At 63.8% G+C, this 26748-nt stretch carries 28 protein-coding genes; 20 read left to right on the forward strand and 8 right to left on the reverse strand.

Annotation, left to right across the window (positions count from 1 at the left end):
* Positions 1-100: 100 nt before the first annotated feature.
* Both ilvD and O9K64_RS01700 read right to left on the reverse strand, forming a co-directional pair.
* Positions 101-1951: a dihydroxy-acid dehydratase gene (ilvD, locus tag O9K64_RS01695; protein ID WP_275096342.1), complete on the reverse strand. Its 1851-nt coding sequence runs from the start codon at positions 1949-1951 to the stop codon at positions 101-103.
* Between the two features lie 373 nt (positions 1952-2324).
* The gene (locus O9K64_RS01700; protein ID WP_335342213.1) at positions 2325-3407 is read right to left on the reverse strand and encodes a PQQ-dependent sugar dehydrogenase; all 1083 of its coding nucleotides are present in this window, start codon (positions 3405-3407) and stop codon (positions 2325-2327) included.
* 104 nt (positions 3408-3511) lie between these two features.
* Between O9K64_RS01700 and O9K64_RS01705 the strand changes: the two genes are divergently transcribed.
* Positions 3512-4090, forward strand: coding sequence for a TetR/AcrR family transcriptional regulator (locus O9K64_RS01705; protein WP_275096343.1), 579 nt, complete (start codon positions 3512-3514; stop codon positions 4088-4090).
* Positions 4091-4267: 177 nt separating this feature from the next.
* Positions 4268-5413, forward strand: a complete 1146-nt coding sequence (gene argE, locus O9K64_RS01710; RefSeq protein WP_275096344.1) for an acetylornithine deacetylase — start codon at positions 4268-4270, stop codon at positions 5411-5413.
* A gap of 302 nt (positions 5414-5715) precedes the next feature.
* Here argE and O9K64_RS01715 read toward each other — a convergent pair whose 3' ends face one another.
* Both O9K64_RS01715 and O9K64_RS01720 read right to left on the reverse strand, forming a co-directional pair.
* Positions 5716-6156, reverse strand: a complete 441-nt coding sequence (locus O9K64_RS01715) for a DUF192 domain-containing protein (protein ID WP_275096345.1) — start codon at positions 6154-6156, stop codon at positions 5716-5718.
* A gap of 73 nt (positions 6157-6229) precedes the next feature.
* Positions 6230-7099 (reverse strand): LysR family transcriptional regulator, encoded by an 870-nt coding sequence (locus tag O9K64_RS01720; RefSeq protein WP_275096346.1) that lies wholly within the window; start codon positions 7097-7099, stop codon positions 6230-6232.
* A gap of 204 nt (positions 7100-7303) precedes the next feature.
* On the opposite strand from O9K64_RS01720, the gene O9K64_RS01725 reads away from it, so the two are divergent.
* The 11 genes from O9K64_RS01725 to O9K64_RS01775 all read left to right on the forward strand — a co-directional run bounded on the left by O9K64_RS01725 (position 7304) and on the right by O9K64_RS01775 (position 16754).
* Positions 7304-7795 carry a hemerythrin domain-containing protein gene (locus tag O9K64_RS01725; protein ID WP_275096347.1) on the forward strand — a complete coding sequence of 164 codons (492 nt, stop codon included), beginning with the start codon at positions 7304-7306 and terminating at the stop codon, positions 7793-7795.
* 55 nt (positions 7796-7850) lie between these two features.
* Positions 7851-8129, forward strand: coding sequence for a hypothetical protein (locus tag O9K64_RS01730; protein ID WP_275096348.1), 279 nt, complete (start codon positions 7851-7853; stop codon positions 8127-8129).
* A gap of 160 nt (positions 8130-8289) precedes the next feature.
* Positions 8290-9618: an amino-acid N-acetyltransferase gene (argA, locus tag O9K64_RS01735; protein WP_275096349.1), complete on the forward strand. Its 1329-nt coding sequence runs from the start codon at positions 8290-8292 to the stop codon at positions 9616-9618.
* A 162-nt stretch (positions 9619-9780) separates the two neighbouring features.
* Positions 9781-11142, forward strand: coding sequence for a magnesium transporter (mgtE, locus tag O9K64_RS01740; protein WP_275096350.1), 1362 nt, complete (start codon positions 9781-9783; stop codon positions 11140-11142).
* A 95-nt stretch (positions 11143-11237) separates the two neighbouring features.
* Positions 11238-12011 carry a DODA-type extradiol aromatic ring-opening family dioxygenase gene (locus O9K64_RS01745; RefSeq protein ID WP_275096351.1) on the forward strand — a complete coding sequence of 258 codons (774 nt, stop codon included), beginning with the start codon at positions 11238-11240 and terminating at the stop codon, positions 12009-12011.
* Positions 12012-12127: 116 nt separating this feature from the next.
* Positions 12128-12706, forward strand: coding sequence for a DUF2796 domain-containing protein (locus O9K64_RS01750; protein ID WP_275096352.1), 579 nt, complete (start codon positions 12128-12130; stop codon positions 12704-12706).
* Complete coding sequence (locus O9K64_RS01755; protein WP_335342214.1) at positions 12696-13433, forward strand: ABC transporter ATP-binding protein; 738 nt, start codon at positions 12696-12698, stop codon at positions 13431-13433. The genes O9K64_RS01750 and O9K64_RS01755 overlap by 11 nt, the downstream gene beginning before the upstream one ends.
* A complete protein-coding gene (locus tag O9K64_RS01760; RefSeq protein WP_305792995.1) occupies positions 13433-14692 on the forward strand; it encodes an FtsX-like permease family protein in 1260 nt (419 codons plus the stop codon). The genes O9K64_RS01755 and O9K64_RS01760 overlap by 1 nt, the downstream gene beginning before the upstream one ends.
* Positions 14693-14703: 11 nt before the next feature.
* Complete coding sequence (locus O9K64_RS01765) at positions 14704-15228, forward strand: DUF3299 domain-containing protein (RefSeq protein ID WP_275096353.1); 525 nt, start codon at positions 14704-14706, stop codon at positions 15226-15228.
* Positions 15225-15446 carry a hypothetical protein gene (locus tag O9K64_RS01770; RefSeq protein WP_275096354.1) on the forward strand — a complete coding sequence of 74 codons (222 nt, stop codon included), beginning with the start codon at positions 15225-15227 and terminating at the stop codon, positions 15444-15446. Before O9K64_RS01765 ends, O9K64_RS01770 begins: the two co-directional genes overlap by 4 nt.
* A gap of 342 nt (positions 15447-15788) precedes the next feature.
* Complete coding sequence (locus O9K64_RS01775) at positions 15789-16754, forward strand: zinc metalloprotease HtpX (RefSeq protein ID WP_275096355.1); 966 nt, start codon at positions 15789-15791, stop codon at positions 16752-16754.
* A 204-nt stretch (positions 16755-16958) separates the two neighbouring features.
* On the opposite strand, the gene O9K64_RS01780 is transcribed toward O9K64_RS01775, so the two are convergent.
* On the reverse strand, positions 16959-18785 hold the full coding sequence (locus tag O9K64_RS01780; RefSeq protein WP_275096356.1) for a putative bifunctional diguanylate cyclase/phosphodiesterase: 1827 nt from the start codon (positions 18783-18785) through the stop codon (positions 16959-16961).
* Positions 18785-19915, reverse strand: a complete 1131-nt coding sequence (locus tag O9K64_RS01785) for an FIST signal transduction protein (protein WP_275096357.1) — start codon at positions 19913-19915, stop codon at positions 18785-18787. The genes O9K64_RS01780 and O9K64_RS01785 overlap by 1 nt, the downstream gene beginning before the upstream one ends.
* Positions 19916-20087: 172 nt before the next feature.
* Between O9K64_RS01785 and O9K64_RS01790 the strand changes: the two genes are divergently transcribed.
* From O9K64_RS01790 to O9K64_RS01820, 7 genes are all read left to right on the forward strand, one after another.
* Complete coding sequence (locus O9K64_RS01790) at positions 20088-21308, forward strand: 2Fe-2S iron-sulfur cluster-binding protein (protein WP_275096358.1); 1221 nt, start codon at positions 20088-20090, stop codon at positions 21306-21308.
* Positions 21309-21317: 9 nt separating this feature from the next.
* Positions 21318-21896, forward strand: coding sequence for a hypothetical protein (locus tag O9K64_RS01795; RefSeq protein WP_275096359.1), 579 nt, complete (start codon positions 21318-21320; stop codon positions 21894-21896).
* Positions 21893-22684 carry a cytochrome c3 family protein gene (locus O9K64_RS01800; RefSeq protein ID WP_275096360.1) on the forward strand — a complete coding sequence of 264 codons (792 nt, stop codon included), beginning with the start codon at positions 21893-21895 and terminating at the stop codon, positions 22682-22684. Before O9K64_RS01795 ends, O9K64_RS01800 begins: the two co-directional genes overlap by 4 nt.
* 25 nt (positions 22685-22709) lie before the next feature.
* Positions 22710-23024: an EF-hand domain-containing protein gene (locus O9K64_RS01805; protein ID WP_275096361.1), complete on the forward strand. Its 315-nt coding sequence runs from the start codon at positions 22710-22712 to the stop codon at positions 23022-23024.
* 119 nt (positions 23025-23143) lie between these two features.
* On the forward strand, positions 23144-23725 hold the full coding sequence (locus O9K64_RS01810; protein WP_275096362.1) for a cytochrome b/b6 domain-containing protein: 582 nt from the start codon (positions 23144-23146) through the stop codon (positions 23723-23725).
* Positions 23726-23745: 20 nt separating this feature from the next.
* Positions 23746-24147 (forward strand): DUF1924 domain-containing protein, encoded by a 402-nt coding sequence (locus O9K64_RS01815; RefSeq protein ID WP_275096363.1) that lies wholly within the window; start codon positions 23746-23748, stop codon positions 24145-24147.
* A gap of 36 nt (positions 24148-24183) precedes the next feature.
* The gene (locus O9K64_RS01820; RefSeq protein ID WP_275096364.1) at positions 24184-24753 is read left to right on the forward strand and encodes a cytochrome C; all 570 of its coding nucleotides are present in this window, start codon (positions 24184-24186) and stop codon (positions 24751-24753) included.
* A 94-nt stretch (positions 24754-24847) separates the two neighbouring features.
* Here the strand turns inward: O9K64_RS01820 and O9K64_RS23740 are convergent, their stop codons facing one another.
* Both O9K64_RS23740 and O9K64_RS01830 read right to left on the reverse strand, forming a co-directional pair.
* Positions 24848-25051 (reverse strand): NapC/NirT family cytochrome c, encoded by a 204-nt coding sequence (locus tag O9K64_RS23740; protein WP_420493145.1) that lies wholly within the window; start codon positions 25049-25051, stop codon positions 24848-24850.
* A 346-nt stretch (positions 25052-25397) separates the two neighbouring features.
* Positions 25398-26720, reverse strand: a complete 1323-nt coding sequence (locus O9K64_RS01830) for a c-type cytochrome (RefSeq protein WP_275096366.1) — start codon at positions 26718-26720, stop codon at positions 25398-25400.
* Between the last annotated feature and the right edge of the window lie 28 nt (positions 26721-26748).

Genomic DNA, 26748 nt, shown 5'->3' on the forward strand with positions numbered 1-26748 from the left:
ACTCCGACACCTTGCTTTCGTGGGCGGCGTTCTATTGGGAAAAGGGCAGGCACGGGGGCCTGCCCCTACGACAACTTAACGGCTCAGGCGTGGAACGGCATCAGCGCTTCAACTGGCTGACGTCGCGCACCGCCCCACGGGCGGCACTGGTGGTCAGGGCGGCATAGGCCTGCAGCGCCTGGGAGACCACCCGTTCACGGTTAACCGGCTGCCAGGCCTGCTCCCCCTTCGCCTCCATCGCCGCGCGGCGTGTTGCCAACTCCGCTTCCGGGACCGCCAGCTGGATGGTGCGGCCGGGGATATCGATCTCGATCCGGTCGCCCTCTTCCACCAGGCCGATGGCGCCGCCCTCGGCCGCCTCCGGTGAACAGTGGCCGATGGAGAGCCCCGAGGTGCCACCGGAGAAGCGGCCGTCGGTGATCAGGGCACACGCCTTGCCCAACCCCTTGGATTTCAGGTAGCTGGTGGGATAGAGCATCTCCTGCATGCCGGGGCCGCCCTTGGGCCCCTCGTAGCGGATCAGCACCACGTCACCGGCCTGAATCCGGTCATGCAGGATCGCCTCCACCGCCGCCTCCTGGCTCTCGAAAATGCGCGCCGGACCGCTGAACTGGAGGATCGACTCGTCCACCCCGGCGGTCTTGACGATACAGCCGGCCTCGGCCAGGTTGCCGTAGAGCACCGCCAGGCCGCCATCGCGGCTGTAGGCGTGTTCGATATCGCGGATACAGCCCCCCGCCCGGTCCAGGTCCAGATCCGGCCAGCGGGTCGCCTGGCTGAACGCGGTCTGGGTGGGAATCCCGGCGGGTCCCGCCAGGTAGCGGGTGCGGGCGGTCTCGTCGCTGCTGCGGCCGATATCCCATTTTTCGATCGCCTGGCCCAGGGTGCCACTGTGCACGCTACCCGCGTCCGTATGAATCAGTCCGCCCTTGGCCAACTCGCCCAGGATGCTGATCACGCCGCCGGCGCGATGCACATCCTCCATGTGGTAGAGCGGGGTGGAAGGGGCCACCTTGCTCAGGTGCGGCACCCGGCGCGACAGCCGGTCGATGTCGGCCATGGTGAAGTCCACGCCGGCCTCGTGGGCCGCCGCCAGCAGGTGCAGTACGGTGTTGGTGGAGCCGCCCATGGCGATATCCAGGCACATGGCGTTCTCGAACGCATCGAAACTGGCGATGGAGCGGGGCAGCACCGCCGCCTCGTCCTGCTCGTAATAGCGGCGAGCGATATCCACCACCAGGCGGCCCGCCTCCAGGAACAGCTCGCGGCGGTCGGCGTGGGTGGCCAGCAGCGAGCCGTTGCCCGGCAGGCTCAGCCCCAGCGCCTCGGTCAGGCAGTTCATGGAGTTGGCGGTGAACATGCCGGAGCAGGAGCCGCAGGTGGGGCAGGCGGAGCGCTCGATGGCATCCACGTCCTCGTCCGACTCCTTGTCATCCACCGCCATCACCATGGCGTCCACCAGGTCCAGCTTCAGATCCTTGCCGTGCAGCCGGGTCTTGCCCGACTCCATCGGGCCGCCGGAGACGAACACCGCCGGGATATTGAGGCGCAGGGCGGCCATCAGCATCCCCGGGGTGATCTTGTCGCAGTTGGAGATGCAGACCATGGCATCGGCACAGTGGGCGTTGACCATGTACTCCACCGAGTCGGCGATGATCTCCCGCGACGGCAGCGAGTAGAGCATGCCGCCGTGGCCCATGGCGATACCGTCATCCACGGCGATGGTGTTGAACTCCTTGGCCACCCCGCCGGCCTTTTCGATCTCGCGGGCCACCAGTTGGCCCATGTCCTTGAGGTGGACATGCCCCGGCACGAACTGGGTAAAGGAGTTGACCACGGCGATGATCGGCTTGTCGAAATCCCCGTCGGTCATGCCTGTGGCGCGCCACAGGGCGCGGGCGCCGGCCATGTTGCGGCCATGAGTAGTGGTACGGGAACGGTATTGGGGCATGTGCTTCTCCAGATGAATCGGTAAATATCTGTACCGAATGGCACTTAAGTCAAGGCGAATTGCAGGATTTTCGTCATTCCATCCTTAGGTCCGTAACCGGTGCATCCATGCACCACTTCTCCGGCGCAGGCCGGACAAAAGCGCGAAGCGCATTGAACGACTGAAAGTCGGCCCGAAGGGTGAGCGAAGCGAATAATCCAGGAATACCTCCACCATCAAGCAAGCTGGATGCCATCCTTAGGTCCGTAAACGGTGCATCCCTGCACCACTCCTCCGGCCTGCGCCGGGATGACGGTAGTTCTTGGCATAAGTAAGTGTCATTCATATCTGTATCAATTATCCACCATTTGGCCCGTTCCGGCACCCCTCAGGACTAAGGGTTATAGGATATCCGGTAAACCACCCCGGCATGGTCGTCCGACACCAGCAGCGAACCGTCCGGCGCCACCAGCAGGTCCACCGGGCGGCCGCTCACCCCCTCGGCACCCAGCCAGCCCTCGGCAAAGGGGGAGTAGGAGACCACCCGGCCCTCCTCGATGCGCGCCAGGCCGAGGCGGTAGCCCACCGGCTCGCTGCGGTTCCAGGAACCGTGTTCGGCGATAAACAGCTGGCCCCGGTACGCTTCGGGAAACTGTTTCCCGGTATAGAAGCGCACCCCCAGTGCGGCCACGTGGGCACCCAGATTCAGCGCCGGCGGGGCGAACTCCTCGCAGCGGCGCGCACGACCATACAGCGGATCGGGGATCTCGCCGCCGTGACAGAAGGGATAGCCGAAGTGCAGCCCCGGTTGCGGCGCCCGGTTCAGCTCGTCCGGCGGCCGGTCGTCGCCGAGCCAGTCGCGGCCGTTGTCGCTGAACCAGAGCTCCCCGGTTTCCGGCTGCCAGTCGAAGCCGACCGAGTTGCGCACCCCGGCGGCCATCACCTCGCGCTCGCTGCCATCCGCGCGCATGCGCACAATGGTGGCAAAGCCCGGCTCGTCGCAGATGTTGCAGGGGGCGCCGATGGCCACGTAGAGCCGGCCGTCGGGGCCGAATGCCAGGTAGCGCCAGCCGTGGTGCGTCTCGGTGGGCAGACGCGCCAGCAGCACCGGCTCGGGGGGTGATTGCAGGCGCTGTTCTATGCCGTCGTAACGCACGATGCGGTGGTTCTCCGCCACGTAGAGCGCCCCCTCATGGATGGCGATGCCGTTGGGCATGCGCAGCCCATCGAGCAGGACGCGCGGCGGGTCGAAACGGCCATCGCCGTCGCGGTCGGTCACCGCGTAGACCCGCCCGCCGCGGCGGGTGGCGATGAACAGGGTGCCCCGCTCCCCCAGCGCCAGGGAGCGGGCATCCGTCACGTCGGCGACCGCCACCTCGATCCGGAACCCGTCCGGCAAGCGGATCTCTCCCAACTCCAGCGCCGCCACTCCCCCGCCACACAGCAGCAGCATCAACCCCAAAGCCATCCGTCGCATAAGCCGCTCCCGTAGTCAGCAATAATTAATTAGCATAGTCGATTCCATTTCCGGCAAAAATTTAGGACTATAATCCAAACCACGATTGGAGCACGGTCCCCACTATGGCCACCAAAAGCGAACGCACCCAGCAACGCATCATCGATGCCGCCAACCAGCTGTTCTACCGCAAGGGCTACAACCGCACCTCCTTCACCGATGTGGTGGACGAGGCGGAGGTGCCGCGGGGGAATATCTACTACTATTTCAAGACCAAGGAAGAGATGCTGAAAGCGGTGATCAAGCACCGCATGGAGACCACCACCCTGATGCTGTCGGAGTGGGAGAAGAGCATCAAGACCCCGCTCGACCGGCTGGAGCGGTTCGTGCAGATCATGTACGACAGCACCCCGGCGCTGCTCCGTTCCGGCTGCCCCATGGGCTCGCTGAATGTGGAGCTGGCCAAGGACCAGCCGGAGCTGAAGAGCGACGCCAAGCAGCTGTTCGACCTGTTCCAGCAGTGGCTGGCGAAACAGTTCGCCCAGATGGGCTATCCGGAAGAGGCGCGGGAGCTCTCCCTGGAGCTGCTGGCCCGGGGCCAGGGGATCATCGTCATCGCCCAGGTCTATCAGGATCCCGGATTTCTCGAACGCGGCACCAAGGAGATCAACCGCTGGCTGGAGAACCTCGACCGCTACGCCTGAAGCTTGTGAAAGCGCCTGATTCTCCAACAGGTCGGAGTCAAATGGGTTTAGGCCCCGCCAGCTCGGACCCGGCATCCAGTGCCATTTGACTCCGACCCCTGTACGAAATTCGAGTGCGCATATCCACCCCGCTCCGGCATCCCTTACTTCCATTAGCAGACCCGATTAAGAGAACCTATGTCCACACCCGCCCTGATCCCGATGATCGAACAACTGATCGCCGCCCCCTCGGTGAGCAGTATCAGCCCGCAGTGGGACCAGTCCAACGAGCAGGTGATCCAACACCTGGCCGACTGGTGCCGCGCCGCCGGCTTCCGCGTGGAGGTGCTGCCGATCCCCGGCCACACCAGCAAGTTCAACCTGGTGGCCAGTGCCGGCAGCGGACCGGGCGGACTGGTCCTCTCCGGCCACACCGACACCGTCCCCTATGATGAGCAGCGCTGGCAGAGCGACCCGTTCCGCCTGGTCGAGCGGGACAACCGGCTCTACGGCCTCGGCACCTCGGACATGAAGGCGTTCTTCGCCCTGGTGCTGGAGGCGGTACGGGAAATAGACCTGAACCGGCTGAAGCACCCCCTCACCCTGCTCGCCACGGCCGATGAGGAGAGCAACATGTGCGGCGCCCAGGCGCTGCTGGAGACCCACCGCCGGCTCGGCCGCTACGCGGTGATCGGCGAGCCCACCGGACTCCGCCCGGTGCGCATGCACAAGGGGATCGGCATGGAGGTGATCCGCCTGCACGGGCGTTCCGGCCACTCCAGCAACCCGGCCCTCGGGGTGAGCGCGCTGGAGGGGATGTACCGGGTGATCGGCGCCATCCTGGCCTGGCGCGATGAGCTGCAGGCGCGCCATAAAAACCCGCTGTTCGAGGTGGAGGTGCCGACCCTCAACCTGGGGCACATCCACGGCGGCGACAATCCCAACCGCATCTGCGCCAGTTGCGAACTGCAGATCGACCTGCGGCCGCTGCCGGGCATGGTGCTGCAGGATTTGCACGACGAACTGGCGCGGCGGCTGGAGCGGTTGATGGAGGGCAGCGGCCTGCACCTGGAGATCATCACCCCGTTTCCCGGCATCCCGTCGCTAGAGACCGCCGCCGACAGCGAGATCGTGCGCACCGCCGAACGGCTCACCGGCCACAGCGCCGGTTCGGTCGCCTTCGGCACCGAGGGCCCCTATCTGCAACAGCTCGGCATGGAGACCCTGATCCTGGGACCGGGGGATATCGACCAGGCGCACCAGCCGAACGAGTTTATCGGCCTGGAGCGCATCCAGCCGATGCTCAACCTGCTGCAGGGGCTGATCCGCCACTTCTGTCTTTGATGCCAGCGCTCGGAGTTCAGTTTCAGGCACCAGGCGGACCAATCACCCCGTGAGTGATTGGCTTCAACATTGACATTCAACTCGTAGGATGCGGTGAGTAAGACGAACCGCATCAGGGCGCTTGCGCCGTTTCCAGCGACGGTTGGTGCGGTTCGCAAGCTCACCGGCACCCTACGTCCGAAAAGTGGCATCGCCTGATCTCGGTGTCTCTCTGGCGTGGATAGGGGCAGGCGGTTTCGTCGGGCACGAAAATTCTGCCACCCCACCAGCTGTATGCTGCGATGCGTCTGGCTGGCCGCCGCTCACTCGCCGGTCATGGCATAGGGCAACTTGAGGCGCGCCCCCGGGGCCAGGGCGTAGCGGGCGAACCAGCCGCGGTTCATCTCCAGGGCGTAGCGGGTGTCCGGCGGCGAGTGGTAGAGCTGCTTGCCCCCGTCCGGCTGCATGCTCACCACCGCGCGCAGCACCCCTTGATCATCAAAAAAGCCCACATCCAGAGGTATCCGGGTATTGAGCATCCACAGGCTCACCTCCTGGGGTTCGGGGAAGATCATCAGCAGCCCCTCGTCCTTGCCCATGGATTCGCGATACATCAGGCCACGTTGACGTGCTTTGGGAGAGGCCGCCACCTCTACCCGGGCGTTGATATTGTCCACCAGCAGCGACACCTGGCGGGACTCCAGGCAACCCGTCAGCAGGAGGGTGAATAGCAGCAGTGTGGTATGTCGCAGGGTCGGTCTCAATTCAGCAGCTTCGTTTTCGATGGTCGATATCCGGCTGAAGACGATTCTAGTCCCTGCCGGCGGGCGAAAACAATCATTCGGCGACCGTCTCCTCCATGACCTCAGCGGCCACCCGATGCAGGCGCGCCACGGTCGGGGCGATCAGCGGATTGTTGCCCGCCCCGGGATAGACCACGTAGGCCGGCAACTGGAAACTCGGTGCCCCGGCCACCCGGTATAACCGCTCCTGCCGGATCAGCTCCCGCACCAGGCGGTACGGAAAATAGCCCGCCCCGCCGTCCGTGAGGATCAGCTGCAGCCCCAGCCAGCTGATGCCCACGATTACCCGGGGGCTGCTCAGCTCCGGCAGGCTGCCGCTCAACTGGGCCAGGAACTCCGGCCCCCAGTCCACATGCACATAGCTGTCCGGATCGGGCAGCTGCCGCCCCTGCCGGTGGCTGCTCACCAGCACCAGCTCCTCTTCCAGCAACCGCTCGACCTGCAGTGCCGGGCGGTTCTGGGGTGTGTACATGATGCCGATATCCAGGCTGCCATCCACCAGGGCCTGCATCAACCCCTCCTCGAAACCGATCTGGGCACGTATCTGGATATCGGACCGCTCCGCGCGCATGCGCTCCAGCAGCCGCAGCAGCAGCCCGTCCCACAGGCCGAAGCGGCCACCGATGGTCAATGAGCCGTTGAATTCGCGCGCCACGCCGATCTCGTGCCGGGCGCGCTCCAGGGTCTGCACCATATTGGCGGCATAGCGCAGGAAGCGCCGGCCGCTGGGGGTCAGGACGGCGCCGGCCTTGTTGCGGACAAACAGCTCGCAGCCGAGGTACTCCTCCAGGGTACGGATCCGCCGGCTTACCGCCGCCTGGGTGACATGCAGCGCCCGGGCGGCGCGGATAAAACTGCCGGTATCCACCACTTTCAAAAAGGTACGTGCAAATTCGATATTCATGGTGCCCCCAGAGCCTGTGTGCCGCGCCAATAATATTACAATAGGTAATATGAACAGTGATTATTTATCGTTTGTGTAATCAAAGGCGCTGAGCTAGGGTGAATTAAGTTGCAAAATTCACGGGAAGGAAGACCAGCGTCCCGTTCGGTGGATCGCCCCTCCTTCACCTCTCCCGGTCAGATCACGCAGCGGGGTACGACTCTAATGAAGCATCTGCTCGAATTACTGAAGTGGGATCACCTGCGTTTTACGGCACTGCTAAACTACCTGGTAGGCATTTTTGAGGGTTTAGAGCGTGACGAGGAACCGGATTACGCGGAGTTCATCGAGCTGATCACCTACCTCAAGCCCGCCTTGAAGGGCAGCCACCAGGCGGAAGAGTTGGCGCTGTGGCAGAGACTTTCACAATACGCCGGCCCCCAACACGGGACAGTGAAGCGGATGGAGACGCTCCATCGGGCGGTGGTTGACAAGGGGATGGCCCTGGAAAGCGGGGTGCGTGCCGCCCAAGCGGGCGCCCGACTCCCAGTGGAACGGCTGCAGAGGCTCGCCGATGATTTTGTCAGCGCGTTCCGCGAGCAGATGGCGATCGAGGAACAGACCATCTTTCCGCTGCTGGAGTCGGTGGTGCCTGAGCACGAGTGGTGCAGCGATGCCGCCAGCGCAGCAAACAGCGACCAACCAAGGGGAGAATAGAGGCGCCGTCGTTAACGGCAATACTCAACAGCGACACAGAAAGGAGTAACCAACCATGTCCCGCAAATCCCCCCCGCTCACCACCCCGCACCCGGCCCATACTGTCGAGGAGCGTCTGCTGGCGCTGTTCAAAGGTTACGATGGATTCGGCATGATCCTCTACTTTTGGGCGCTCATCGGATCCTTTATCGCCGCCCTCGCGCTGATTGCCGCCGGCTTCGCGTTGTGGAACTGGTGGCTGCTGTTCCTGGGGCTGCTCGCGGTACGCAGCTACGCCTACCTGGGGCGGATCGGGCGGGAGTTGCTCGACCGGATCTCACCCTACGACGGTTAGCCACAGGACCGTAGCGCAAGGCACTCCCGGCAGCGGCCGGCCAGACGCGCCATTATCTCCGGTTAGCACTCGAATTATTCCGTAATGCGGTTTACATTAGGGCACTCCAGGCCGGGCCTGGAGCTTTACCCTGGATGTCGGCCCAACGGAAACAGTACGCGTGGCAAAAAACAGCAAAAACAAACATGACCCTTTCGTCGATTGGTTTCGCAACTCCTCCCCCTATATCCATGCCCACCGCGGCAAGACGGTGGTTATCCTGTTCGGCGGCGAGGCGGTGGCCGAGGAGAGCTTTGCCGACCTGATCCACGACATCTCCCTGTTGCACGGGCTCGGCATCAAGCTGGTGCTGGTGCACGGGGCGCGTCCGCAGATCGAGGAGCGGCTCGGCCTGCACCAGACCGAAATGCAGTATATCAACGGCCTGCGGGTGACCGATGAGGCGGCGCTGGGCTGTGTCAAGGACGCCACCGGCGCGGTGCGGGTGGAGATCGAGGCACGCCTCTCCATGGGGCTGGCCAACTCGCCCATGGCCGGGGTGCATATCCGCGTGGTCTCCGGCAACTTCGTCACCGCCCAGCCGATCGGTATCCGCGACGGTATCGACTACGGCCACACCGGCATGGTGCGGCGTATCGACGCACAGGCAATCCAGCGCGTGGTGGATGCCGGGGCGATTGCCCTGGTACCCTCGCTCGGCTACTCGCCCACCGGCGAGGTATTCAACCTCGGCGCGGCCGACGTGGCCAGTGCCGTGGCCATCGCCCTCGGCGCCGACAAGCTGATCATGCTGGTCGAAGGTAAAGGCCTCACCGACACCCGGGGCAAGGTGCGGACCAACGTGATACCGCGCGAGGTGGAGTCGATCCTGCAGCGACGCAGAAGCCTGCCGGAGGAGCTGGTGCAGCAACTGAACCACGCGGTGAAGGCGTGCCGGGGGGGCGTGAAACGGACCCACCTGGTCGACCGCCAGATGGATGGCGCCCTGCTCAAGGAGCTGTTCACCCGCGACGGTGTCGGCACCCTGTTGACCGCCGAACCCTACGAGGAGATCCGCGGCGCGCGCATCGACGACATCGGCGGCATCCTGGAGCTGCTCGGACCGCTGGAGGCCAACGGCACCCTGGTGCGGCGCTCACGCGACCTGCTGGAGACCGAGATCGAACGCTTCACCGTGGTGGAGCTGGACGGCACGATCATCGGCTGCGCCTCCCTGCACCCCTATCCCGAGGAACGGATCGGCGAGCTGGCCGGGGTCGCCGTGCACCCGGACTACCGCAACAGCGGGCGCGGCGATGCCCTGCTCGCCCACATGGAGAAGCGGGCACTGACTGCCGGTATCGAGCGCCTGTTCGTGCTCACCACCCAGACCGCCCACTGGTTCAGGGAGCGGGGCTTCGTCCCGACCCAGGTCAACACCCTGCCGCTGGCCAGGCAGCAGCTGTACAACTACCAGCGCAACTCCAAAGTCTTCATCAAGGGCCTGTGAACGAGTCTCCCCCCTGAGCCCCGCCTGACACCCCGCCTGACACCCCGCCGGGCTGGGAGGGCGGCGCACCGCCCCTCTACACTCGAAAAGAGCAACCGCCTGCCCGGCAGGCGCCGCGATCAACCCAACCCCTGTCGACCGACCGGCAAAGAAGCGCGAATCATGAGCAGCGAACTCGAAACCACACCATCCCAGACCCAGTTACTGGATCAGGTGATTGCCGACCTGGAGAGCGGCAGCCAGGAGGCGCTGACCCGCACCCTGCTCGCCACCCACCCGGCCGAGGTCGCCAGCCTGCTCGAATCCCTGCCGCCGGAACAGCGCAGCGACCTGTGGGAAGCGGTGCCGGTGGCGCAGGAGAGCGAGGTACTCTCGTTTCTGCACGACGAGGCGCGTACCAGCATCGTCGACGAGATGGATCAGGGCGAACTGGTGGCCGCCGCCGGCTCGATGGCCCCGGAGGACCTGGCCGAGTTCATCGATGAGCTGCCGGAGGATCTGACCGCCGCACTGCTGCTGGCACTGGATGCAGACCACCGCAAACGCCTGAACAGCGTGCTCAACTACGAGGAGGGGAGCGCCGGGCGGCTCATGAGCACCGACGTCATCAGTGTGCGTCCGGACGTCTGCATCGCGGTGGTGATGCGCTGGCTGCGCCGCCACGAGTCGCTGCCGCTCCATACCGACAGCCTGATGGTGATCGATGACGATGGCGGCTATCTCGGCAAGCTGGATGTCGCCGACTTGCTCACCAGCAATCCCTCCACCCGGGTGGAGGCGGTGATGCAGCCGGAGGCCGCCACGGTGCGCGCCGACCTCAGCGAGCATGACGTGGCCGCCCTGTTCGAGCGCCGCGACCTGATCTCGGTAGCCGTGCTGGACGCGGCCGGCAAGCTGCTCGGGCGCATCACCATCGACGACATCGTCGACGTCATCCGTGAGGAGTCCGACCGCACCCTGCTGCGCAGTGCCGGCCTGAATGACGAGGAGGACATGTTCGCCCCGGTGCTGCCCAGCGCCCGGCGCCGCGGCGTCTGGCTGGGGATCAATCTCATCACCGTGTTTGCCGCCGCCTGGGTGATCGGCCGCTTCGAGCAGGCGCTGGACCAGATCGTCGCCCTGGCGGTGCTGATGCCGATCGTCGCCAGCATGGGCGGCATCGCCGGCAGCCAGACCCTGACCCTGACCATCCGCAGCCTGGCCCTGAACCAGATCGCCAGCGCCAACGTGCGCTGGCTCACCATCAAGGAGCTGCTGGTGGGGGCGGTCAACGGCCTGGTCTGGGCCCTGGTGGTCTCCCTGGTTACCTACCTCTGGTTCGGCGACCCGGGTATCGCGCTGATCATCGGCGCGGCGCTGGTGCTCAACCTGCTGGCGGCGGCCCTCTCCGGTATCGCCATCCCGCTGCTGCTGCACCGCTGGGGTATCGATCCGGCGCTGTCGGGCGCGGTGATCCTGACCACGGTCACCGACGTCATCGGTTTTCTCAGCTTCCTCGGCCTGGCGACGCTGTTCCTGATCTGATCCTGATTTGATCAGGGCCACGGCCCGGGGAGGCAACCATCCGCCCCGCCGGGGGTCTGTTCAGTCATAGGTTTATTTCAGCCAAGGAGTCACCCATGCCGTCCCGCTACCCCGCCCTGTTCATCTCCCACGGAGCCCCCGATTTCATCCTCACGGAGCAGGCGGCGGTCACGGCGCTGCGCCAACTGGGCGAGCGCTACCCGCAGCCGCGGGCAATTGTCGTCGTCTCCGCCCACTGGATCCGCCGGCCGATCGGCGTCACCGCGGGCGAGGCCCACGGCACCATCCACGACTTCAGCGGCTTTGCCGAGGCGCTGTACCAACTGACCTATCCGGCGAAAGGCGACCCGGGACTGGCGGCAAACATTGCCGACCAGCTGAGCGCCCATGGCATCGAGAGTGAACTGATTCCGGACCGGGGACTCGATCACGGCGCCTGGATACCGCTGCTGCTGAGCCATCCACAGGCGCGGGTCCCGGTGATCCAGGTCTCGCTGCCGTCCGCGGATCTGCCGGAGTGCGCCGGCCTGGGTGAGGCGCTGGGGCCGCTGCGCGATGAGGAGGTACTGATCATCGGCTCCGGCGGCTCGGTGCACAATCTACGCGCCATGAACCGCGAGGAGCGGACCGACGCCTGGGCCAGCGGCTTTGAGCAATGGCTGCGGGAGACCGTGGAAGGCAACCGCTTCGAGGAGTTGCTGAGCGCCGAACAGTCCAGCCCACTGTTTCCCGCCGCCCATCCGACCAGCGAGCACTTCGCCCCACTGCTGACCGCCTGGGCGGCGGGCGATCGCCACCGTCCCGGCCGCCGCTTCCACCACAGCTACAGCTACGGCAACCTCGGCATGTCGATGTTTGAATTCGGCTGACCGGTGGCCATCGACAGCGGCGGGAGGGTCGCCGGGAAACCGCATTGCCCCGCGTGAAGATGTTATGTTATAACATCACGTCAAATTGACATCACAGACGCACCCGGAAGCCTGCCATGCCAATACCCCCCATACCAATACAGGGAATCGCCCTGACGATCGCCGCGCTGGCGATGCTCCAGACCACCGGCAATCTGGCTGCGGCGGAACAGGAACATGAACAATACGCCGCCCATATGCATGGCGAGGCGCACCTCCTGGTGGCCCTGGAGGGGGACCTGCTGGAGATCGAACTGGACAGCCCGGCCATGAACATCGTCGGCTTTGAGCACAATCCCAGAGACCCCGGGCAGGAAAAGATCATCCAGCAGGCCGCCGCGCAGCTGCGACAACCCGACCGGCTGTTCACCCTGCCCGCGTCGGCAGGCTGTGTTGTGGAAGTTGTGGAGCTCCATTTCCCCCAGTCGGAAACGCCGGCGGCGGGCGATGCCGGGGAGGATCCCCCGGACGAGGCGCATCAGGATATCGAGGCCCACTACCGCTACCGCTGCGCAACGGCGGCGCAGCTGAAACAGATCACCCTCAATCTGTTCAACCTGTTTCCGGCAACCGAAGCGGTGGAGGCCCAGGTGATCTCCCCCGGCGGACAGCGCCAGCTGGAGCTGACCAAACAGCGGAACACGCTTGAACTCTAGGCGCGAGATGCCGGCAGGCGACACCCCGGCGGCCATCCAGATCCGCGACCTGCGTTTCCGCTGGCGCCCGGGCCTGGCCGAAGTGCTCGCCATCCCTCGGTTCCAGGTCGCACGGGGCGAGCACCTGTTTATCCGCGGTGCCAGCGGCAGCGGCAAAAGCACCCTGCTGAGCCTGCTGGCCGGGGTCAATGCGCCCTCCGCCGGGGAGATAAGGGTACTGGACCAGCCGCTCCACCGGCTCTCCGGGGTGCAACGGGATCATTTTCGCGCCGACCATATCGGCTTCGTCTTCCAGCTGTTCAATCTGATCCCCTACCTGTCGGTGCTGGAGAATGTCACCCTGCCCTGTCGCTTCTCGAAACTGCGCACCCGCCGCGCGACCGCCGCGGGCCACTCCCTGGATAGCGAGGCGCGGCGTCTGCTGGCGCACCTGGAGATGAACTCGGACGAGCTGATCCACCGCCGGGTCACGGAGCTGAGCGTCGGCCAGCAGCAGCGGGTCGCCACGGCCCGGGCGCTGATCGGCGCCCCGGAGATCCTGATCGCCGATGAACCCACCTCGGCGCTCGACAGCGACCTGCGGGAAAACTTTATCCGGCTGCTGTTCCAGGAGTGCGCGGCGACCGGCTCCACCCTGCTGTTCGTCAGCCACGACCGGCAGCTGGAGGGGCTGTTCGGGCACCACGTTGCCATGGACGAGCTCAACCGGACAGGGCGGGGGGGCTGATGCCGATTCTCTCACTGGCCCTGAAAAGCCTGCTCAACCGCCGCTTCACCGTGGGCCTGATGCTGATCAGCATCGCCCTGAGCGTGGCCCTGCTGCTGGGCGTGGAACGCCTGCGCACCGAATCGCGCAGCAGCTTCGCCAATACCATCTCCGGCACCGACCTGGTGGTGGGGGCGCGCAGCGGCGCCATCAATCTGCTGCTCTATTCGGTGTTCCGCATCGGTGACGCCACCAACAACATCTCCTGGAAGAGTTACCAGGCGTTCGCCGCGCACCGGCTGGTGGAGTGGACCATCCCCATCTCCCTCGGCGATTCCCACCGCGGCTATCGGGTGATGGGTACCAGCGGCGATTATTTCCGCCATTACCGCTATGCCGGCACCCGCCCCCTGGCGTTCCGCCAGGGCCAGGCGTTCGAGCAGGTCTATGAGGCGGTGCTGGGCGCGGAGGTGGCGGACAAACTGGGCTATCGGCTGGGGCAAGAAATCGTCGTCGCCCACGGCGCCGGCAAGACCAGCTTCAACCGCCATGACGACAAACCGTTCACCGTCAGCGGCATCCTCAAACCGACCGGTACCCCGGTGGACCGCACGGTGCATATCCCACTGGCCGGGATCGAGGCGATCCACGTCGACTGGGTGCAGGGCCGGCAGGTGCCGGGCGTGCGCATCGACGCCGAGGCGGCGCTGGAGAAAGATCTCACGCCGAAGGCGATCACCGCCTTCCTGGTCGGCCTGAAGAGCAAGATCGCCACCTTCCGGGTGCAGCGCGAGATCAATGATTACCGCCGCGAACCCCTGCAGGCCATACTCCCCGGGGTAGCGTTGCAGCAGCTCTGGGACCTGATGTCGGTGGCCGAGAACGCCCTGCTGATCATCAGTGGACTGGTGGTGGCGGTCGGCTTGGCCGGGATGCTCACGGTGATGCTGGCGGGACTCAACGAGCGGCGCCGGGAGATGGCCATCCTCCGCTCCGTCGGCGCCCGTCCGCTGCATATCCTGACCCTGATCACCGGTGAGAGCCTGGCATTGAGCCTGCTGGGATCGGGCCTCGGCCTGTTCCTGCTCTATGCCACCCTGCTGCTGGTCCGACCCGTGATCGAAGCCCGCTTCGGCCTTCATCTTTCGATCGATCTGCCCTCCCTTCGCGAGTATATTATGCTGGGTCTGGTCAACGCCTCCGGGGTGCTGATCGGCCTGATCCCGGGTTATCGCGCCTATCGTTACTCGCTGGCCGATGGCATGAACATCCGCATCTAGGTTACCGTCCGATGAAAAACTGGTTATTGCTTGTCGCCCTGCTTGTCACCGCCATCCCCGCCGGGGTGGGGGCGCTGGAGCCGCCGCTGGAGCTTGAGTGGGACAACATGATTCCGGACGACTACCGCCCGGACAAGATCATGAGCCAGTTCGGCGATATCCAGGAGCTGGAAGACGACGACCCCCGGGCACAGCAGGTGTTGAAGGAGCTGGAGGCGGCCTGGAGCGAGGCACCGGTGGTGGAATCGTTGGACGGCAAGCGAATCAAGCTACCCGGGTTTGTGGTCCCCCTGGAGGGCGACGGGAAAAACCTCAGCGAATTCCTCCTGGTGCCCTACTACGGCGCCTGCATCCATGTGCCACCCCCGCCCGCCAACCAGACGGTGTATGTAAAGGTCCCCAAGGCCGATGCGCAGATACGCAACGCCTTCGACACCGTCTGGGTGACCGGCGTCATGAGCGCCAAGCCCATCACCAGCGATCTGGCCACCGCCGGCTACCAGATAGAGGCGGAAGAGATAACCCCCTACGAATGAAGCGATCCGTTGTCCCGTTGCTGCTGTGCGTCGCTACGCTGGGCCTGATAACCGGCAGCAACGGCCATGCGGAAACGGCGACCTGTCACCTGCACGTGCCGGACGATTTCCCCAAATTCAGCAACCAACCCCTGGTCTTTCCCGCCGTCGGCGACCCATCGCAGTGCGCTAGCAGCCTGTCGGGCTTGACCGATCGTAGCGAGGGAAAGCCGATTTGAGACAGATTTTTCGATCTTTCGAGGCCAATAGTGGACCTATTAAACGAGAAAGATCGGAAAATATGGCCAAATCCGGCTTTTCCGCAGTAGATCAGCGTTAAGTCCGACAGGCTGCTGGCCTCAACCACCAGCGGTTCGCCAACCGGGGCCGCTGCCACTGCACTAGCGACCGCCGCAACGGCGGCGGACCGCTGGTGGCGGATCCGCCAGCCGATTTCCCATCGCCCGGCGGGCTGCCCTGAGACACGGTCGAACGAACAACGGACCCGCAGTGTCGAAACTTGCAAAGCATCCCCGTTTGCACAACCCTCATCCTTAGGGACAGACTCTCGGTAAATCCGGATGAACCAATCGCTGACCGCTGAACACAGGCTGCGCAATCTGCTCCATACCCTGTTGTTGATCGGGGGCATGGCGCTGTTGCTGGCGCTGATCAGCGGAGTGCTGTTCGGCAAGGGGGTCTGGCCCTGGGTGTTTGTCGGGGTGATCCTCGCCATGAGCACCCTGCCCGATATCTCACCCCACTGGCTGTTGCGGCTCTACCACGCACGTCGGCTCCACCCCCAACAGGCCCCGGACCTGACCCGCCTGATGGAGCAGATCGGCCACCGTGCCGGCGTCACTCCGACCCCGGCTCTCTACTGGATACCCAGCAGCGCCATCAACGCCTTCTCCGTCGGCAGCCGCGACGAGGCGGCCATCGCCCTGACCGACGGCCTGCTGCAGTTGCTGAGCCCGCGGGAGCTGGCCGGGGTGCTGGCCCATGAGACCAGCCACATCGCCAATCACGACATGCGCCTGATGAATCTGGCGGACGTGATCAGCCGCCTCACCCACATGCTGTCGCTGACGGGCATCCTGCTGGCGTTGATCTCGCTGCCGCTGGTGTTGCTGGGCATGGCCCCGCTGCCGCTGCTCGGCCTGTTGCTGCTGATCGCCGCGCCCACCCTGAGCGCCCTGCTGCAGCTCGGCCTCTCCCGGGTGCGAGAGTTCCAGGCCGACCTGAGTGCGGCGCACATCACCGGTGATCCGGTGGGGCTGGCCTCGGCCCTGGGCAAGATCGAGTACCGGCAAACCAGCCTGTGGCGGCGTATCCTGCTGCCGGGCTACCGCGACCCGGAGCCCTCGCTGCTGCGCACCCACCCGGAAACCGCCGAGCGGGTGTGGCGGCTGCTGGAACTGCGGGACGACCCGGAGATGCCGAACTACCCGATACTCCCGGACGATGTCCGGGGTGGCCGGTTGCCGGGGGACTTCGGCCGGGTGCGGTCGCCCCGTCACCGGCTGTTTTTCCGCATCTGGCGCTGACCCCAACCGGCCCCCAGGTCAGGGCCACGTCATCTAAACGCGTAAATACTTGAAAGTTAGGATCTGCCTGCTTGCTTGCCGGGACGCCGTAAACCCATCCCTGGGGGCTTGCCGCGGCCATCCATGGCCGCGGACACCCGCCAAGCAAGCAGTCAGATCCTCGCCCGCCCGGAGTTAGCTGACGTCGTCCTGGCCCCCAGGCGGTCAGGCCTTGCGCAGCAGGTTGACGATCTCCCCGGCCGGTAGCGGCCGGCTGAAGAAGAAGCCCTGCACGGTATCGCAACCGTGCTTTTTCAGGTACTCCAGCTGCTCCCGGGTCTCCACCCCTTCCGCGACCACCTCCATACCCAGCACGTGCCCCATGTCGATGATGGTCTTCACCAGGCCGGTCTCGGCATCGCGCACCTGGATATCCTGGATGAAACTCCGGTCGATCTTCAACACGTCGATCGGAAACTGTTTCAGATAGCCCAGGGAGGAGTAGCCGGTGCCGAAGTCATCCATGCTCAGCTTGATATTCATCGCCTTGATATCGCCCAGGGTGAGCAGGGTCTGCTCGCGGTTGAACAGCAACGAGGACTCGGTGATCTCGATCCCCAGCAGATCGGTATCGATTCCGGTCGTCTCCAGCAGCTCCACCAGATAGTCGGTGAATTCATGGTTCTGCAGATGCTTGCCGGAGAGGTTGACGGAGATCCGTACCGGCTCATAGCCCTGGCGCTGCCACGCCAGTGACTGCTCAATGGCGCGGCTGATCACCCACTCGCCGATGCGAATGATCTGACCGCTCTCCTCGGCAATGGGAATGAAAATATCTGGCGGCACGCCCCCCAGTTCCGGATGCCGCCAACGCAGCAACGCCTCCAAGCCGACCAGGCGCTCGCTGGCCAGGTCGATCTGTGGCTGGTAATAGAGTTCGAACTCGCCCTTTTCCAGCGCCCGGCGCAGGCCGGTCTCCAGCAACAGCCGCTCCATGGAGACCTTGTTCAACTGCTCGGTGAAGAACTGGAAGTTGTTCTTGCCCAGATCCTTGGCGTGGTACATTGCCGCGTCCGCGTTCTTGATCAGCTGGTCGGCGTCCTCGCCATCCTGCGGATAGACCGCAATGCCCATGCTGGAGGAGATCACCAGCTCCTGATCGCCCAGCAGCAGCGGTTGGGCTATGGTCGAGGTGATGCGCGGCAGGATGCGGGTGATGTGAGACACCTGTTCCACGTCATCGAACAGGATGGTGAACTCGTCACCGCCCAGCCGGGCCACATGCTGCGCCTCCGTCAGGTCGCTGGAGCGCAGACACTCCAGCAGCCGTCCGGCAATCTCCTTCAGCAGCAGATCGCCGATCGGGTGCCCCATGGTGTCGTTGATCAACTTGAAGCCGTCCAGGTCGAGAACCAGCACCGCCACCTTCCGGTCATGGCGCCGGGCGTTGATGATGGCCTGATCGACCCGCTCGCCGAACAGCCGCTTGTTGGGCAGCCCGGTGAGGCTATCGTGGTAGGCCAGCCAGGCGATCTGCTCCTCCGACAGCTTGCGCTTGGTGATGTCGCGGGTGAGGGCCAGCACCCGGTCATTCTGCACCGGCACCAGCCTCGCCTCGTAGTAGAGATTTGTGTCACCGTCCGGAAAGCTGAACTCAAACTCCACCGGTTGCCGGCTGCGCAGGACCTCGATCAGGGCACTGTCGTACTGCTCGGCCACATCCTGGACGAACACCTCATACAGCCCACTGCAGCTCGCGCTGTGGCAGAGCATGAAGGGCGGATGGTTGTTGATGGTACGGTGCCTGACCCGCTTGTCGGCACTGAATTCATAGATGTCATCCGGGATCGAATCCAGGATCAGCTTCAGGCTCTTGTTGGCGCTGGTCAGTTCCCCCGAACTGAGATCCATGGCCCGCTCCAGCAGGGTGCGGTCCTGGTCATGCTGCGCGTAGGCTATGTCGATCGCCTCCAGCAGTCCGCGTAACTCAGGCTTTTCCAGCCACTCCGGCGGGAGGTGTCGGCGCAGCTGTCTGGTCAACAGTTTGTGCATCAGCGCTCCGACAGGGCGGTAATGGTCATGGTCTGGTTGTGCAGTTCACAGCGCGCATCCGGGGTGAAGGGGGAGATCTCGCCGTAGGAGTAAAACCCGGTGTACACGGCCTGGTCACCCAGCACCTCGTGCACCGCCTCCACCTCCTCCTCGACCCGCTGTTTCAGGATCAGTTTTCTGCCGACACAGCTGATCAGGATGGCCAGTTCCGGGGCACCCTGGCGCAAGCCGTGGCCGGCGGTCTCCGCCGCCCCGAGCGCGCCATCCACCAGGCGGTCGAAATTAGCCTTCATCAGCCGCACATAACAGCCCTGCGGAATGTCCCCGGCAAAGGTCATGCTCTGTTCCTTCTCGTCCACCGCCAGTATGGAGCGCACGATCGGCTTCTCGTTCTCCGGCAGGCGCAGGCTGAGGGGGAACATCAGGCCGGTGGCGGGCAGCCCCACGGCGTGTTCGCCCAGGTAGGTCTTGTACAGATTCAGGGCCGACTGCCCATCCAGTTCGTAGAGCACATTGCCGCTGGCGCGGGTGATCAGCCGCTCCGGCCCGAAGCTGTCCCAGCCGCCCAGCGATCCGCAGCCCACCGAGATATGTTCACCATACAGCCCGATGGCCGAAATCTGCCGCTCCCGGATCTCCTCGTCCCAGACCACCAGGGTCTGTTCGAAGCGGTCGCCATCACCCGACAGGCCACCGGTGACCGTGACCCCCGCCGGGAGGTGTTCGGTAACCCCCCGGACCAGTTCACTACCGTTGATATTCAGGCCATCGGAGAGCACGAACAGGTGTTTCAGGTCGTCCGCCGCCAGCTGGCGGGCCAGCTCCCGGCCCGCGGTGTGGCTCTCGGCGGCATGCTCCACCCGCACCCGAGCTCCCTTGACCCGGGTCTTCTCGAACTCTACCGCGGTCAGGCAGAGGGTGTCGTCATAGACGTGCAGCCCCATGATCTCGCCGGCGGTGGAGCAGCCGATGATCAGGGCGGACGGATAGGCGCGCCGTACTTCTCGCAGCAGATTAACGGCTAGCAGGCGCCTGGCCGAAAAGACCAACAACAGCTGACTTCTGTTGCGCTCTCCCAGCGGCCGCAGCCAGCCGTGCTCCGGTTGCCAGCGATTCTGTACGATATGCATCAGCCCCCCTTTGCCAGATTTGATGGGCGTTCACCATGCTATAGCGGCAAATGTTCCCGGGCCTAAAGGGCCGGGGCGGGGAGCCGGCGCCATTTTCAGCTTCAATTCATGCGGCCGTGCCAGAATCCCTCTCAAGAATTAACCACCCAGTCGCCTGATGGACGGATAACAGATGACAACCGGCACCCTCGCATTAATCATCCTGGCTGCGCTCGGCCTGCAGGTCGGCCTATTCGCCCTGAACGCGCTGAATCGTCGGCGCGCCCGGTTTTGTGCGGCCACGGCCGTACCGACCGCCACCGACGCGACCGCCTGGAAAGGCTTTCGGGAGTTTGTGGTACAGCGCCGTGTCACCGAGGATGCGCAGGGCACCATCTGCTCCTTCTATCTGCGCCCGGTGGACGGCCGGCCGCTCCCCCCATTCAAGCCGGGCCAGTTCCTGACCTTCCGGCTGCCCGTGGACGACCCGGCCGGCAGCCGAAACGGATCCGTGATCCGCTGCTACTCCCTGTCCGACGCCCCCCATCCGGACTATTACCGGGTCACGATCAAACGGGTACCGGCACCGCCCGGACAGCCGGCGCTGCCATCGGGGGTCGCTTCCAACTTTTTCCATGACCGGGTGACGGAGGGCTCGCGTCTAGAGGTCCGCGCCCCCGCCGGCCATTTCCATCTGCAGGAGCAGGATCAGTCGCCGGTAGTACTGATCGGCGGCGGCATCGGCATCACGCCGATGCTGAGCATGCTCAACCGGCTGCTGGAGAGCGGCAGCCCGCGCGAGATCTGGCTCTTCTACGGCATACGCAACGGCCGCGAGGAGATCATGGGGGATCACCTCCGATCCCTGGCCGAACAGCACGCCAACTTCCACCTGTACTGCTGCTACAGCGCTCCGACCGACGGTGAAGCCGCGGGGCTCGATTTTCAACATCGCGGCCGGGTGGATGTGCCGTTGCTGCGTGCCACCCTGAAACCGGCGTACTACCAGTTCTACCTGTGCGGCCCCCCGGCCATGATGGAGAGCCTGGCGCCCGGCCTGGAAGAACTGGGTATTGGCGACATCTTCTACGAATCCTTCGGGCCCGCCACGCTCGCCCGGCCTGGTGCGACGGAGAGGCAATCAGAGACGGCCGCCGCGGAGATCAGCGTCACCTTCGGCCGATCCGGCAGGCAGATCGCCTGGGACCGGCAGGCCGGCTCCCTGCTGGAGTTCGCCGAGGCCCAGGGTATCGAGGTGGACGCGGGCTGTCGTGCCGGCAGTTGCGGCGGCTGCCAGACCCCCATTGAATCGGGTGACGTGGTGTACGACCAGCCGGCCGTCGCCGAGGTGGAGCCCGGCCACTGCCTGCTGTGTATCACCCGGCCGAAAAACGACCTGACCCTGGCCGCCTAGAGAATCGCCATGCAACGCTCCCTGGTACGCAAAGAAGTGCTCCCCTTCCTGCTGATGTTCGGCTCACTGATCCTGGCCACCATCATCGCCGATGCCCTGCTGCACCTGTTCGGACTGGCCTGGATCGGTCGCTGGCTCGGCATACCCGGTACATTGCTGATCCTGTCATCCTTCCTCTACTCGCTGCGCAAGCGAAAAAAGATCCATTTCGGCAAACCCAAGACGCTGCTCGTCCTGCACGAAACCCTGACCTGGGTGGGTGCCCTGTTTGTCCTGGTGCACGCCGGCATTCACGTGTATGCCATTCTGCCCTGGCTCGCCCTGATCGCCATGTTGATCAACATCATCAGCGGCATGACCGGCAAGTACCTCCTGGATCGCTCGCGCAGCTTCCTGGCGCGGAAAAAAGAGCTGTATCTGCAGGAGGGGCTGACCGAGGCAGAGGTTGAGAAGCGGCTGTTCTGGGACGCCACCACCTACGACCTGATGAAACAGTGGCGCACGGTCCACCTGCCGATCACCCTGGCCTTCGCCGTGCTGGCAAGTACGCACATCCTCGGCATCTTCCTTTTCTGGCAATGGCGATGAACAAAAAACTGATCACCCGCATCGTCGCGGCGAATCTGTTTGTCCTAGTCCTGCTGGCGATCTTCGCGCCGCAATGGATGATCAGCCCGGGCAAACCGATCGCAGCCCACGGTGAGCTTACAAACGACTGCTTTGCCTGTCATGTCCCCTTCATTGGTAGCCGCCCACAGCGGTGCATCACCTGCCACCAGGTCGCGGAGATCGGACTGAAGACCACCCGGGGGATCGCTATCGACAAGGAGCAGAAGAACGTCGCCTTCCATCAGGAGCTGGTCGAAGATGATTGCATGGCTTGCCACAGCGAACACAAGGGGGTGCAGCCGTTCCGGCCCATCGGCCGATTCTCCCATGAACTGCTGCGGGCATCGGTGCAGGAGCGGTGCGACAGTTGCCACAGCAACCCCGGAGACGCCCTGCACCGGAAGATCAAGGGCGGTTGTGCTCAGTGCCACAGCAACGACGCCTGGCGGCCGGCCACCTTTGATCATCGAGAGTATTTCCGATTCGATCGACACCATGACACCGAGTGCGCCACCTGCCACGTCAACGACGACTATGCCAAATACACCTGCTACGGCTGTCACGAGCACTCCCGTTCGAAGATCCGCGAGGAGCATTTCGAGGAGGGTATCCGGGACTACGAGAACTGCACCGAGTGCCATCGCAGCGGCGACGAGGACGAGGCCAAGCGGATCTGGCGATCCGGAGGCTACAGGAGCGGATTGCGCCAGCCGGAAAACGGCGGATGGCAACCCTGGCAGAACCGAAGCCGTGAGCATGATGACTGACCGACCCACAGACAGGAGCATTGCCATGATTTTGAAACCTTACTCCCAGCTGCTGAAATCCATCCTCCTGGCGGGCAGCATCGCGCTGTCGCTGGCATCCATCCAACCGGTCGCCGCCGATGGCGGCGGGACCTACTCGGGTTATGACGCCAACCGGGACGGTTACCTGGACAGGGACGAGTTCGAACCGTTCGCGCAGGCCCGGCGCAAACGCTCGGCCAGTCCGGACATCTGGGCGTTCGAAAGCGTGGACAGCGACACGGACGGGCGTATATCCGAACAGGAGATGGTGAACGCGCTGATACGCGAGGTGGCGCAGAAACAGCGCCGAAACCGGTGATTTCCGCTCACTGACGGATCGCAGTACGGAAGATAACACCGCCGTTTTCAGCTCATGTTTTAAGTTTGGTTTCAGCTTCCGCTGTTAGGCTTCCCGCAACTCAATGATGGAGAGACCCGATGAACACATCACTTCCCGACAACGAGATCAAGGTCTGGGATCTGCCGACCCGCGTTTTCCACTGGACACTCGCCGGCAGCTTCATGATCGCCTACCTCACCGAGGACGATTTCATCGCCCTGCACACCCTGGCCGGCTATACGATTATCGGCCTGATCCTGTTCCGGCTGGTGTGGGGAGTCGTCGGCCCGCGCCATGCCCGCTTCAGCGACTTCGCCCATCCACCCGGGAGCGTGCTGGCCTACCTGAAACAGGTGATCCGCTTCCGCGCGGAGCGCTACCTCGGCCATAATCCGGCCGGCGGCGCCATGGTGTTCGCCCTGCTGATCGCCCTGATCCTGACCATCGTCTCGGGCCTGGTCACCTATGGCGCCGAGCAAGCGGCCGGTCCGCTGGCCGGGGTGATGAACGACCTGCCAGCCTATATCGGCAAGGCCGCCGAGGAGGTCCACGAGTTCTTCGCCAACGTCACCCTGCTGCTGGTGCTGCTGCACCTGGCCGGGGTTCTTGTGGCGAGCCTGCAGCACGGCGAGAACCTGGTCCGCTCGATGATTAATGGGCGCAAGCAGGCGCCGCGCTGATACACACAGGAGACACAACGATGCGCTTTAAAACTTTTACCGGCCTGCTACTGCTGACGGCTACCACCCAGCTCTTCGCGGCGGCGGAACAGTCACTCAACGACTACCGGAGCCTGGGAGCCGGGCCGTTCGATGCACAGGCCGGCCGAAGGCTCTGGCTCAGCAGTAACCGGCCGGATACCGGTGGCAACGAACGGAGCTGCAGCGATTGTCACGGACAGAACCTGGCACTCCCCGGCAAACATATCCGCACCGGCAAGGTGATCGAGCCGATGAATCCGGCGGTTACTCCACAACGCCTGGCGGACAGTGAAAAGATCGAGAAGTGGTTCCTGCGTAACTGCAAGTGGACCTTCGACAGGGAGTGCACGGCGCAGGAAAAGGGTGACCTGATCCTTTTTATTCAACAACCGGGCAAGTAGGGATTGCACCGGGAAGACAACATGAGAGGTAACAACATGAAAAAAAAATATTGGCTGATCGCCGGCGTGCTGGCGGTGCCGCTTTTGACCACGGCCGGCGTGGCGTTGAGCGATGGTGATAACCGCCATAAATCGCTGCTCTCCTGGTTTACCAACACCAACCCGGGGATCGACCCAAAGACGACCCAACTCTATACCGATGAGTGCGGCGGCTGCCATTTTCCCTATCAGCCCGGCCTGCTGCCCGCCAACTCCTGGGAACAGATCATGGGCCGCCTGGATGACCATTTCGGGGAGAATGCGGAGTTGACCGAGAGTAACCGCGATGCCATCCGTAACTTCCTGCTCAACAACGCCGCCGGCCGCGCCAACTATGGCCTGCCGAACAAGATCATGGCGGCCCAGGGCGACCGCTCGCTGCCGCTGCGCATCACCGAAATGCGCTACTTCACCTATGAACACAGCGAGCTGCAACCGGCGATGGTCCGGGACAATCCCGAGGTCGGATCGTTCAGCAACTGCGACAGCTGTCACCAGAGCGCCAAACAAGGGCTGTATGATGAACATGATGTCAGGATTCCCGGCTTTGGCCGCTGGGAGGATTAAGCCCATCAATACGTTCACCCCGGCCGCGGCCACTGCCATGCGGGTTCACACGCCGGCCATGACGGTGGCTGTCGCACCCAACATCGGCAGTGTGCTAATCGTCCTCGCACGGTTTTTTGTGCGCGATACCCTTGTGACAATCGATACAGGTTTTGCCATCCCGCAGCCCCTGTTCCATTTTCTCCCAGGCCCGGCGCGACTGCTTGTGAAAGTCCATCCGGGACTGCCGTGAACCTGATGGGTGACTGATGCGCCTCGGTTTATGGCGACATCGACTGTAGAAAATCGGGGTGCACATTAAGCGACCCTATGCACGAGGATTAACTTATGGCGCAAGACGCCAGATTGTTTATCGTGCTATTGACCGGAGCCGGCTTATGGGCGTCACCTTTTACAACTCACGTTTCGGAATTCGCAGTACTTGTAGGGTGGATAAGCTTGCGCATCCACCGCCATCCGATTCATGGTGAGGAGTGGTACATGGATGTACCGTTTACGGACCTGAGGATGGCATGCGCTGACGCTTATCCACCCTACGAATTCAGCGATTCGGGCTTTGTGAAATGAACTCCGAAACTTGAGTTACATCGGTTTTATCCCGCCTTTTATCATCCATCTAAAAAGGTGGAAGGGGCTGGCTGATATCAACGGCCCTCCGGCAGCGTCTGCAGATAGGCGAGTATATCCACTAGAAGCTGATCATCAAGCACCTGCAGTGCCGGCATCGGTTCATTAGGGTGCCCATTGCGGATTTTGTGCAAAGCCTCCCACGGACTCTCCTTTGCAAGACGTCCCAATGGGACAGTATTCATGATTCCACGCCCATCGCGACCATGACAAGTGGCACAGATCGTACCAAAGTAATCCGTGGCACGCGCCGCATCACCCTGGACGCGCCGGGTTTCGCGTTCAATCATCGTATCCATATCCAGCTGCCCCATGCTGATGAAACGGGCCAGGTCAACAAGATCTCCGTACTTCAGTACTGCCCCGTAACGATGAGTCGGGTTTCGCAGCAGTTCGATAATCACTTCCGGCCTGGAGCCCGCATACACTTGTATGCCCGTTATCCCGGTGGCATGCGGGCCACTGCCATAACTGCCGTCCCGTCCACGGTAATCCCAGCCGTGGCACTCCTTGCAGCGCCAGGTTCTGGGGGCATCCTCGGCATAGCCGGCATCGGTGGGGTAGGCAGGGTGTGGGACGGGCGGCGGTAGCGCCTGCAACTCCTGCTGCCAGTTGTCGTAGAGGCGGCCGCCCCGAACAATGGATGCGGCCAGATTCTGGGCGGGGAGTTGCCGAAGATAGGCCAGCATGCCGGCAGCATTGGTGGTACCCAGTACCCGCAGTGGTGGCATATTGCCCCCGGGATGGCCATTGAGGATCATGTGCAACGCCTCGCGTGGCCGATCCCTCGCCACCTCCCCCAGTGGTGGCACCTCACGTACCCGCTTGCCGCTATGCCCATGGCAACCCGCGCAGATGGTGGCGAAGCGATCTTCATGGGAGGCCACACCCGGTGCTGTATCGGCCGTCCCGGATTGAATCAGTGCAGCCATATCCACCTGACCGGCACTGACGAAGTGGCCAAGGGCGAGCAGCTCCTCGGGACGCAAAATATCCCCATAAGCATGTCCGGCCGAGGTCAGTATAGTGACAACGACCTCGGGATCGGCACCTTGGTAGCGTTCGATTCCGGGCATCCCGTTGATACCCCGGTAGTCCCAGCCATGGCAAGAGGTGCAGCGCCAGGGTTCAGCAATATCACTGGCGGCATCAGGGCGTTTCGCCAGCAGCGGATGCGGACTCCGGGGCGGCTGCAGATGCAGCTCCCGGTACCAGTTATCATAAAGTCTGCCGCCCCGGACTACCGCATTAGCGTCGGCCTGGGCGGTAGCGGTAGTCGTCACCCCAAAAAACAGGATTCCGGTGATACTCACCAGCAGGACAATGAACCACCTGTTCATACCAATCTCCTTGATTCCGATAACGGTG

Origin of the sequence: Sedimenticola hydrogenitrophicus (assembly GCF_029017505.1) — a bacterium.
GTDB classification, from domain to species: Bacteria; Pseudomonadota; Gammaproteobacteria; order Chromatiales; family Chromatiaceae; genus Sedimenticola; species Sedimenticola hydrogenitrophicus_A.